This is a genomic window from Sinomonas sp. RB5 (genome assembly GCF_054063535.1).
On the sequence record NZ_JBSSGJ010000019.1, the window covers coordinates 90801 to 100238 of the forward strand.

Below are 9438 nucleotides of genomic sequence, written 5' to 3' on the forward strand. Positions count from 1 at the left end.
GCCTGATGTTTCCTGTCGGTGACATTCTTCTGACCCTTCGAAAAATGCTTGACACCCCCTCCGGAGGTGCCCGAGTGTTGTGCCAATCGAAGCCTGTTGCACCTTATGCAATTCCCCGGGGCCTTGAGGCCTCTCCCTTTGAACTCTCCGAGTCTTTGCACTATCCCGCCTAACCCCAGGAGCAGACATGACGACCGCACAGGAGAAGCTCGACGCCGCGACGGGCGGCGTTCCGGATCGGTGGGGATCATGACGAAGCAGACCTATGACTACGTGATCGTGGGGGGCGGAAGCGCCGGGTCCGTCCTCACCGACCGGCTCAGCGCAGACGGGGACCGAACGGTGCTCGTGCTCGAGGCTGGCCGCAGCGACTACCCGTGGGACCTCTTCATCCAGATGCCGGCCGCCCTCACCTTCCCGAGCGGCAACCCGTTCTACGACTGGCGCTACGAGTCCGATCCGGAGCCCTTCATGGGCGGGCGCAGGGTCGCGCACGCCCGCGGCAAGGTCCTGGGCGGCTCGAGCTCGATCAACGGGATGATCTTCCAGCGTGGGAACCCGCTGGACTATGAGCGCTGGGGGGCGGACCCCGGCATGGAGAGCTGGGACTTCGCCCACTGCCTCCCCTACTTCAAGCGGATGGAGAACGCCCTCGCCGCCTCCCCCGAGGACCCCTTCCGGGGCCACGAGGGTCCGCTCATCCTCGAGCGCGGGCCCGCCACCAACCCGCTGTTCCAGGCGTTCTTCGACGCCGCCGTCCAAGCCGGCTACCCGCGCACAGATGACGTGAACGGCTACCGCCAGGAAGGCTTCGGACCGTTCGACCGAAACGTCCACAAGGGCGAGCGCTACTCCGCGTCGCGCGGCTACCTGCGCCCCGCTCGGAAGCGGTCCAACGTCACCGTGAGGACGCTCGCGACGGTGACCGGGATCGAGTTCCAGGGGACGCGGGCCACGGGGGTCAGGTACCGCCGCGGCGGCCAGAGCCACACGGTGAGCGCGGGAGAGGTCATCCTCTGCGGCGGCGCCTTCAACACCCCGCAGCTGCTCCAGCTGGCCGGCATCGGCGATCCGCAGCACCTCCGGTCCGTCGGTGTCGCGCCGCGCGTCGCCCTCGCCGGCGTCGGGGAGAACCTCCAGGACCACCTCGAGGTCTACATCCAGCACGCCTGCCTGCAGCCCGTCTCCCAGCAGCCTTCCCTCGACCTCTGGAGAATGCCCTTCATCGGACTCGAGTGGCTGCTGGGACGGAAGGGGCCAGCGGCGACGAACCACTTCGAGGGCGGCGGCTTCGTGCGCTCGAACGACGAGGTCGCCTACCCGAACCTGATGTACCACTTCCTCCCCGTAGCAGTGCGCTACGACGGGAAGAAGGCCGAGGTCGAGCACGGCTTCCAGGTGCACGTCGGACCCATGTACTCGGATGTGCGCGGTCACCTGAAGATCCGCTCGGCGGATCCGTCGGAGCGCCCCTCGATCCTGTTCAACTACCTCTCGACCGAGAACGATCGCCGCGAATGGATCGAGGCCGTCAACGTCTCCCGCGAGATCCTCCGCCAGCCGGCCATGGCGCCGTTCAACGGCGGGGAGATCTCTCCCGGCCCGTCGGTCACCACCGACCAGGAGATCCTCGACTGGGTCGCCCGGGACGCCGAGACCGCCCTCCACCCCTCGTGCACCGCGAAGATGGGCCCCGCCTCGGACCCGATGGCTGTTGTCGACCCCCACACGATGAAGGTCCACGGCACCGAGGGGCTGCGCGTCGCGGACGCCTCCGCCATGCCCTACGTGACCAACGGCAACATCTTCGCCCCCGTGATGATGCTCGCGGAGAAGGCCGCGGACCTCATCCTCGGCCGTGAGCTCCCCGCCGAAGCCGAACCCTTCTACCGCCACACCCCGCTCAGCCAACTCGAGGAGGCATCATGAGCGCCCCGACTCTGGACCCCGAAACTACACGCCGTGCGGCGCGCCGCGAAGGCTCCAGCGAGCCGGCACTGAAGGTCGAGGGCCTGTGGAAGATCTTCGGCGCGAAGGCCGACAAGATCATCGGAACCCCGGACGAGCACCTGACCCGGAAAGAGCTGCAGAGCAAGACCGGCTGCCTCGCCGCCGTCAAGGACGTCTCCTTCGAGGTCGCCCCGGGAGAGGTCTTCGTGGTCATGGGGCTCTCCGGCTCCGGCAAGTCGACCCTCGTGCGGCTGCTGACGCGGCTCATCGAGCCGACCGCGGGAAGCGTGAGGATCGACGGCGAGGACGTCACCTGTGCGAGCAAGGCCAAGCTGCGTTCCATGCGGCGCAACCACATGGCCATGGTGTTCCAGCAGTTCGGCCTCCTCCCGCACCGGAAGGTGCTCGACAACGTGGCCTACGGCCTCGAGGTCCGCGGCGAGGGCAAGGCAGCCCGGCTCGCCCGGGCCCAGGAGATGGTCGACCTCGTGGGCCTCTCCGGCTACGAGAACTCGTTCCCGGACCAGCTCTCGGGCGGCATGCAGCAGCGCGTGGGCCTGGCCCGGGCGCTGGCCGTGGACCCGCAGGTGCTGCTGTTCGACGAGCCGTTCTCGGCCCTCGACCCGCTGATCCGCCGGGACATGCAGAACGAGGTGTGCCGGCTGCACGAGGAAGTGGGGAAGACGATGGTCTTCATCACCCACGACCTGCAGGAGGCGCTCAAGCTCGGCGACCGCATCCTCATCATGCGCGACGGCGAGATCGTCCAGATCGGGACGCCGGCCGAGGTCGTCGCGCACCCCGCGGACGCCTACGTGCGCGACTTCGTCTCCGACGTCCCCCGCTCCCACGTGCTCACCCTGCGCTACGTCGTCCGCGCCCCGGGCTCCGACGAATCGCTCGAGGGACCCGTGATGCAGGCGGACTGCGTGGTGCGCGACGCCGCACGGCAGGTCCTGCAGTCCTCCCTGCCGGTGCGCGTCTATGACGGGGAGCGCTTCCTCGGGGTGGTCGACGACGACGACATCCTGCGCGTGGTCGTCGCGGAGGAGGAATCCGTGGCGGGCGGCCGGGGCGGTGCGGCATGAGCACGGTGGCGCCCGACCGCACCGAGGCCGCCGGCGGACCTCCCGCTCAGGCGCGCGAGCGGGGCGCTGAGCCGGCAACCCGGCCGCCGGTCTCCCGGGGCGCCTTCGTCCGCCGCCACTGGCGACCGGTGCTGCTGGCCGCGGTCGTCGTGGGCTGGCTGGTGCTGTGGGGCCTCTTCCGGGGAACCCAGACCCTCGAGCTCGGTGGTGCGGACAAGACCGACGTCCACCTCTGGCTCAACGGCCTCCGCGACAGCTTCGACACCGCGCGCAGCCAGTCGCCCTTCTTCACCTCGGTCGTGCAGCCCATCACCGACGGCCTGAACGGGGCCGTGGCGTTCCTGCAGCACCTCCTGAGCCAGCCCTCGGCGCTGCGTCCCGTGCCCGAGGTCGGCTGGCTCGGCGTCCTGGCCCTGCTCGCCTGGCTGGCGTTCGTGCTCGCGGGCGTCCGCTCGATGATCCTCGTGGCAGCGTGCGTGCTGCTGTTCGGCTTCTTCGGCTACTGGCAGCAGAGCATCGACACGCTCATCGTGACCTTCGTCGCCGTCGGCATCTGCGCCCTGACAGGGCCGCCGCTGGGGATCTGGATGGCGCGCAGCCGGCGCGTCTCCGCAGTCCTCTCTCCGCTGCTGGACCTGGCCCAGACGCTGCCCTCGTTCGCCTACCTCGCCCCGCTGGCGCTCGTCTTCGGGATCGGCCCCGCCTCGGCGATCGTCACGACGATCATCTACTCGCTCCCCCCGCTCGTGCGCATCACCGAGCACGGCATCCGCAACGTCTCGCCGACCACGCTCGAGGCCGTCACGTCCATGGGCGGAACGGCGTGGCAGACGCTGACCAAGGTGCAGCTTCCCATGGCACGGCGCACGATCGTCGTCGGCATCAACCAGTGCACGATGGCGGCCCTCTCCATGGCCACCATCGCCGCCCTCATCAACGGTCCCGGCCTCGGCCAGCCCGTCCTGCAGTCCCTGCAGTCGCTCGACGTCGGCTCGGCGTTCGTCTCCGGCCTCGCGATCGTCCTCATGGCGATCATGCTCGACCGCACGACGACGGCGGCCTCCGAGCGCTCGGGGATCGAGGCCCGCGTCCAGCGGGGCTCGCGCAGCGGGGGCCTGCGCGGACCGAAGGGCCGGCGCGCAGTCGCCATCGCATCAGCCGCCCTCGCTGCCGTGGCCATCTGGCTCTCGCACAGCTACCTCGCCCTGGCGAAGTTCCCCTCCTCGCCGGACCTCGGCGGACCGCTCGCCCAGGCCGTCTCCGCCGCCACCGACTGGACCGTGCACACGTTCTCCGGCTTCACCGAGTGGCTCAAGGAGGCCGTCACTGCTCTCCTGGTCAACCCGCTCGAGTCGCTCTTGGCGCAGTCGCCCTGGTGGGCCATGGCACTCGTGCTGCTCGGCATCGCCTTCGCCCTGGGCGGCCGGCGCGCCTGCGCTGCGACCCTCGTCTGCGAGGCGGTGATCCTCGGCACCGGGCTCTGGAACGAGAGCATGAAGACCCTCGCGACCACGCTCGTGGCGACCTTCCTCGTGGTGATCGCGGCCGTGATCGTGGGCGTCCTGATGGGGCGCAGCAAGCTCGTCGACTCGATCGTGCGGCCGGTGCTGGACGCGTTCCAGACCATTCCGTCGTTCGTGTACCTCGTCCCCGCCCTGGCCCTGTTCGGTCCCACCCGATTCACCGCGATCGTCGCCGCCGTCGCCTACGGCGTCCCGATCGCCACCAAGCTCGTCGCGGACGGCATCCGCGGCGTGTCCCCGGTCACCGTCGAGGCCTCGGAATCGATGGGCACCACGCCTTGGCAGATGGTCACCAAGGTCCAGCTGCCCATGTCCAGGGCCGCCGTCATCCTCGCCGCCAACCAGGGCCTGCTCTACGTCCTGTCCATGGTCGTGGTCGGCGGACTCGTCGGCGGCGGGGGGCTCGGCTACCTCGTCGTCTCCGGCTTCTCCCAGAGCCAGCTCTTCGGCAAGGGCCTCGCCGCCGGCATCGCCATCACCGCACTCGGAGTCATGCTCGACCGCATCACCCAGCACGCCGCTGCCCGCCTGGGCAACGCCTGATCAAGGAAGTGCCATGAAGAAAACCCGGATTTCCCCAGCGCTGAAGAAGAAAGCCTACGGCGCCGCCCTGCTCACCGCCCTCCTCGGGCTCACCGCCTGCGGCGGGGACATCTCCGCTGCCTCGTCCGCCGCGAGCGGCAGCGCCAAGTGCGGCGCCTTCAACGTCGCGGTCAACCCGTGGGTCGGCTACGAGGCGGACGCCTACGTGGTCGGCACCCTCGCCAAGGAGAAGCTCGGCTGCACCGTCAACTACAAGACCCTCAAGGAAGAGGTCGCGTGGCAGGGCTTCGGCAGCGGCGAGGTGGACGCCGTCCTCGAGAACTGGGGCCACCCGGATCTGACCGACAAGTACATCAAGCAGCAGAAGACCGCGGTGGACGCCGGCTCTACCGGCAACACCGGGGTGATCGGCTGGTACGTGCCGCCATGGATGGCCAAGCAGTACCCGGACATCACCGACTCCAAGAACCTCAACAAGTACGCTGACCTGTTCAAGACCTCGGAGTCGGGAGGCCAGGGCCAGCTGCTCGACGGCGACCCCTCCTACGTCACCAACGACGAGGCGCTCGTGAAGAACCTCGGCCTGAACTTCAAGGTCGTCTACGCCGGCTCCGAGCCGGCCCTCATCCAGGCGTTCCGCCAGGCCGAGCAGAACCACACCCCGCTCATCGGCTACTTCTACGAGCCCCAGTGGTTCATGGCCGAGGTGCCGCTCGTGAAGGTCAACCTCCCGGCCTACACCGACGGGTGCGATGCCGACGCGGCGAAGGTCGCGTGCGACTACCCCAAGTACGACCTCAACAAGGTCGTCTCCACCAAGTTCGCCAACTCCGGCAGCCCGGCGTACAACCTCGTGAAGAACTTCCACTGGACCAACCAGGACCAGAACACGGTCGCCGGGTACATCGCGAAGGACAACATGAGCCCCGACGCGGCCGCCCAGAAGTGGATCGACGCGAACCCTGACAAGGTGGCGGCATGGCTCAAGTAGCAACCCTGTCCGAGCCCGCCGAACAGGCCAGCCCCGAACCGGTGAAGGGGCTCTACATCGGCGGTGCCTGGGAGCAGGCGGCCGACGGCGCCACGTCCACCGTGCGCTGCCCCGCCGACGGGCGCGAGGTCGCCGTCGTCGTCTCGTCGAGTGCGCAGGACGCCGAGCGGGCCATCGCGAGCGCCCGCGCGGCGTTCGACGGCGGCCCGTGGCGTCGCCTGACGGAGATCGAGCGCGGGGCCGTCATGCTCCGCGTCGCGGACCTCCTCGAGCGGGACAGGGCAGCCTACGCCCGGGCGGAGGCCCTCGACACCGGCAAGCGCCTCGTCGAGGCCGAGTACGACATCGACGACATCGCGGCCTGCTTCCGCCACTACGGGAAGATCGCCGGACTCGATGTCGGCCGGGTCATCGACACCGGGCGGCCGAACGCGATCAGCCGCGTCGTGTACGAGCCCCTCGGTGTCTGCGCCCTGATCGCTCCGTGGAACTACCCGCTGCTGCAGGCGGCCTGGAAGGTTGCTCCGGCGCTGGTCGCGGGCAACTCGTTCGTCCTCAAGCCGAGCGAGCTCACGCCGTCGACGTCGATCCTGCTCATGGAAACGCTCGCCGAGGCGGGCGTGCCGGCCGGCGTCGCGAACCTCGTCACGGGCAGGGGGTCCACGGTGGGCGGTCCGCTCAGCGCAGACCCGAGGGTCGACCTCGTCTCGCTGACGGGCGGCCTCTCCACCGGGCAGACGATCATGGCGGCCGCCGCGAAGACGGTCAAGCGCGTCGCCTTCGAGCTCGGCGGGAAGAACCCCAACGTCGTCTTCGCCGACGCGGACTGGGAAGCCGCCGTCGACAATGCCCTCACGGCCGTCTTCCTGCATTCAGGCCAGGTCTGTTCCGCGGGCGCCCGGCTCGTGGTCGAGGAGTCTATTGCGGAGCGCTTCGTGGCCGAGGTCGTCCAGCGGGCCACCGCGATCCGGATGGGCGGCCCCTTCGACCCCGACGCCGAGACGGGGCCGCTCATCTCGGCCAGGCACCGGGAGCAGGTGCATGCCTACGTCCAGGCTGGCATCGCCGAGGGCGCCGAGCTCCTGTGCGGCGGCTACATCCCGGACGAGGGCCCGCTCGCGGACGGCTTCTTCTACCCGCCCACCGTCCTCGGCGGATGCCGGTCCGGCATGAGCGTGGTCCGGGAGGAGTCCTTCGGCCCCGTGCTGACCGTGGAAACCTTCCGCGACGAGGCCGAGGCGATCGCGATCGCGAACGACACCGAGTACGGGCTGGCCGGCGCGGTCTGGACCTCCGACGCCTCCAAGGCCCAGAGGGTTGCGGGGGCCCTGCGCCACGGCACCGTCTGGATCAACGACTACCACCCCTACGTGCCGCAGGCCGAGTGGGGCGGGTTCGGCAAATCGGGCATCGGCCGTGAGCTCGGCCGTTCAGGCCTGGACGAGTACCGCGAGGCCAAGCACATCTGGCAGAACGTCAGCCCCGCTCCGAGCGGATGGTTCGGCGCAGGCGCCGCGGGGACCGCCGCCGGCGCGGAGACCGAGCACGGGGCCAGCCGCTAGGCACAGCTCAGCGTCCGGCCTCCTGGGAGCGATCCTGGGAGGCCGGACCACCCATGAGCTCGGTGATCTCTTCGGCCGCCCTGATGACCGCCGTCACGATCCCGGGATCCGCGGCGGGATCGAAGCGGAAGGCCGGCCCCGAGAGGCTCACGGCCCCGATCACATCCCCCATGTGCCCGAACACGGGCGCTGCGATCGCATTGAGCCCCTCCTCCAGCTCCCCGCGCGTGGAGGCGTAGCCCCGCCGCACGATCTCCGGAAGCTCCTTCATGAGCTCTGCCCGGCTGAGCGTGTGCGGCGTGAAGGCCGTCAGCTCGGCCCGCCGGAGCAGTTCCTCCCGATCACTCGCGTGGAGGTACGCGAGGAACACCTTGCCGCTCGAGGTCGAGTGCAGGGGCGTGAGGCTGCCGATCCAGTCGAAGCTCGCAAGGTTGGCCGAGCCCATCGCCTGGTCCACGTTGACCGCATAGACGTCGCGGCGCACGGCCAGGTTCACGGTCTCGCCGTACTGCTGCGCGAGGTCCTCGAGGACGGGCCGCGCCGCGTGGACCAGGCTCAGGCGGCGCGGGATGGAGCTCGCGATGCGCAGGAGGCCGACGCCGAGCTGGTACTTTCCGCGCCGGCTGCTCTGCTGCACGAAGCCATGGGTCTCGAGGGCGCCGAGGATGCGGGAGGCCGTGGACTTGTGCACGCCCATGCGCTCGGCCACGTCGCCGACCGCGGCGCTGCCCTCCTGGGCAAGGATCTCGAGGGCCCTGACGACGCGTTCGACCGCCTGCACACCGTTGGCGGAGCGCGTCTCGTCCGGGTCATCAGACACGAAGGCGTTCCCCATGGGCCGATTCTGCCAGACCTTGTGCTTCACTGTGCCGCACGTCATATGGGCAGCGCGCCGGTCGCCGAGGACGTAGGTCAGTGGCCGCGGTGGATCCATTCCTGCAGGTGGGGGGCCTCGGTGCCGATGGTGGTGGGGTCGCCGTGGCCGGTGTTCACCACGGTCTCGGGCGGGAGGGTGAGCAGCCGTGTGCGGATGGAGTCGATGATGGTGCCGAAGTCCGAGTAGGACCTGCCGGTCGCTCCGGGGCCGCCGGCGAAGAGGGTGTCGCCGGTGAAGACCGTCCCGAGCCCCTCGGCGTAGAAGGACACCGAGCCGGGGGAGTGGCCGGGGGTGTGCAGCGCGGTCAGCTCGGTCCCGGCGACGGTGAAGACCTCGCCGTCGGCGATCTGCGCGTCCGGGACGGTGCCCGGGTAGACGGCGTCCCAGAGCATGAGGTCGGCGGGGTGCAGGAGCACGGGGGCGCCGACCTTGTCGGCGAACTCGCGGGCGTGGCGGATGTGGTCGTCGTGGCCGTGGGTGAGCAGGACCGCGGCCACGGTGCGGCCCGCGACGGCAGCGGCAGCAGCGCCGGCGTCGTGCGCGGGGTCGATGACGATCGCCTCGGCGTCGTCGCCGACGATCCAGACGTTGTTCTCCACCTCCCACGTGCCCCCGTCGAGGCTGAACGTGCCGGACGTGGTGACGCGGTCGATCCGGGCGCGGCCCTGCCCCGCCATCACAGTTCCACCACGGAGCGGAGGACCTCGCCGCGGTGCATCTTCTCGAACGCGGCCTCGACCTCGTCCAGGCCGATCCGCTCGGTGACGAAGGCGTCCAGGGGCAGCCGGCCGAGCTTGAACTGCTCCACGAGCATGGGGAAGTCCCGGGACGGGAGGCAGTCGCCGTACCAGGAGGACTTCAGCGACCCGCCGCGGCCGAACACGTCCAGCAGCGGCAGCTCGAG

The 9438-nt window shown here is 69.9% G+C and carries 7 protein-coding genes and 1 pseudogene; 5 read left to right on the plus strand and 3 right to left on the minus strand.

The genetic code is table 11. The features are described 5' to 3' along the window. The first annotated feature begins 249 nt into the window (after positions 1-249). Genes betA through ACVWWH_RS18120 form a run of 5 tightly spaced genes read left to right on the plus strand, consistent with a single transcriptional unit; the run spans position 250 to position 7657 of the window. A complete protein-coding gene (gene betA / locus ACVWWH_RS18100) occupies positions 250-1929 on the plus strand; it encodes a choline dehydrogenase (RefSeq protein ID WP_457317497.1) in 1680 nt (559 codons plus the stop codon). Then, positions 1926-3038 (plus strand): quaternary amine ABC transporter ATP-binding protein, encoded by a 1113-nt coding sequence (locus tag ACVWWH_RS18105; protein ID WP_066500430.1) that lies wholly within the window; start codon positions 1926-1928, stop codon positions 3036-3038. The genes betA and ACVWWH_RS18105 overlap by 4 nt, the downstream gene beginning before the upstream one ends. After that, complete coding sequence (locus ACVWWH_RS18110; protein WP_457317498.1) at positions 3035-5104, plus strand: ABC transporter permease; 2070 nt, start codon at positions 3035-3037, stop codon at positions 5102-5104. Before ACVWWH_RS18105 ends, ACVWWH_RS18110 begins: the two co-directional genes overlap by 4 nt. A 13-nt stretch (positions 5105-5117) precedes the next feature. Then, a complete protein-coding gene (locus ACVWWH_RS18115) occupies positions 5118-6095 on the plus strand; it encodes an ABC transporter substrate-binding protein (RefSeq protein ID WP_066500427.1) in 978 nt (325 codons plus the stop codon). Beyond that, the gene (locus tag ACVWWH_RS18120) at positions 6083-7657 is read left to right on the plus strand and encodes an aldehyde dehydrogenase family protein (RefSeq protein WP_457317499.1); all 1575 of its coding nucleotides are present in this window, start codon (positions 6083-6085) and stop codon (positions 7655-7657) included. The genes ACVWWH_RS18115 and ACVWWH_RS18120 overlap by 13 nt, the downstream gene beginning before the upstream one ends. A 7-nt stretch (positions 7658-7664) precedes the next feature. On the opposite strand, the gene ACVWWH_RS18125 is transcribed toward ACVWWH_RS18120, so the two are convergent. From ACVWWH_RS18125 to ACVWWH_RS18135, 3 genes and pseudogenes are all read right to left on the minus strand, one after another. Then, positions 7665-8492, minus strand: coding sequence for an IclR family transcriptional regulator (locus ACVWWH_RS18125; protein ID WP_457317500.1), 828 nt, complete (start codon positions 8490-8492; stop codon positions 7665-7667). Positions 8493-8569: 77 nt separating this feature from the next. Then, positions 8570-9211, minus strand: a complete 642-nt coding sequence (locus ACVWWH_RS18130) for an MBL fold metallo-hydrolase (protein ID WP_457317501.1) — start codon at positions 9209-9211, stop codon at positions 8570-8572. After that, a pseudogene (locus ACVWWH_RS18135) lies at positions 9211-9438 on the minus strand (S-(hydroxymethyl)mycothiol dehydrogenase); the annotation flags it as partial. The pseudogene ACVWWH_RS18135 and the gene ACVWWH_RS18130, both read right to left, overlap by 1 nt.

What these genes read in the sequence shown, in the direction of transcription:
- betA (WP_457317497.1), top strand. Translation starts at nt 250, where the DNA reads ATGACGAAGCAGACCTATGACTACGTGATCGTGGGGGGCGGAAGCGCC.
- ACVWWH_RS18105 (WP_066500430.1), top strand. Translation starts at nt 1,926, where the DNA reads ATGAGCGCCCCGACTCTGGACCCCGAAACTACACGCCGTGCGGCGCGC.
- ACVWWH_RS18110 (WP_457317498.1), top strand. Translation starts at nt 3,035, where the DNA reads ATGAGCACGGTGGCGCCCGACCGCACCGAGGCCGCCGGCGGACCTCCC.
- ACVWWH_RS18115 (WP_066500427.1), top strand. Translation starts at nt 5,118, where the DNA reads ATGAAGAAAACCCGGATTTCCCCAGCGCTGAAGAAGAAAGCCTACGGC.
- ACVWWH_RS18120 (WP_457317499.1), top strand. Translation starts at nt 6,083, where the DNA reads ATGGCTCAAGTAGCAACCCTGTCCGAGCCCGCCGAACAGGCCAGCCCC.
- ACVWWH_RS18125 (WP_457317500.1), bottom strand. Translation starts at nt 8,492, where the DNA reads ATGGGGAACGCCTTCGTGTCTGATGACCCGGACGAGACGCGCTCCGCC.
- ACVWWH_RS18130 (WP_457317501.1), bottom strand. Translation starts at nt 9,211, where the DNA reads ATGGCGGGGCAGGGCCGCGCCCGGATCGACCGCGTCACCACGTCCGGC.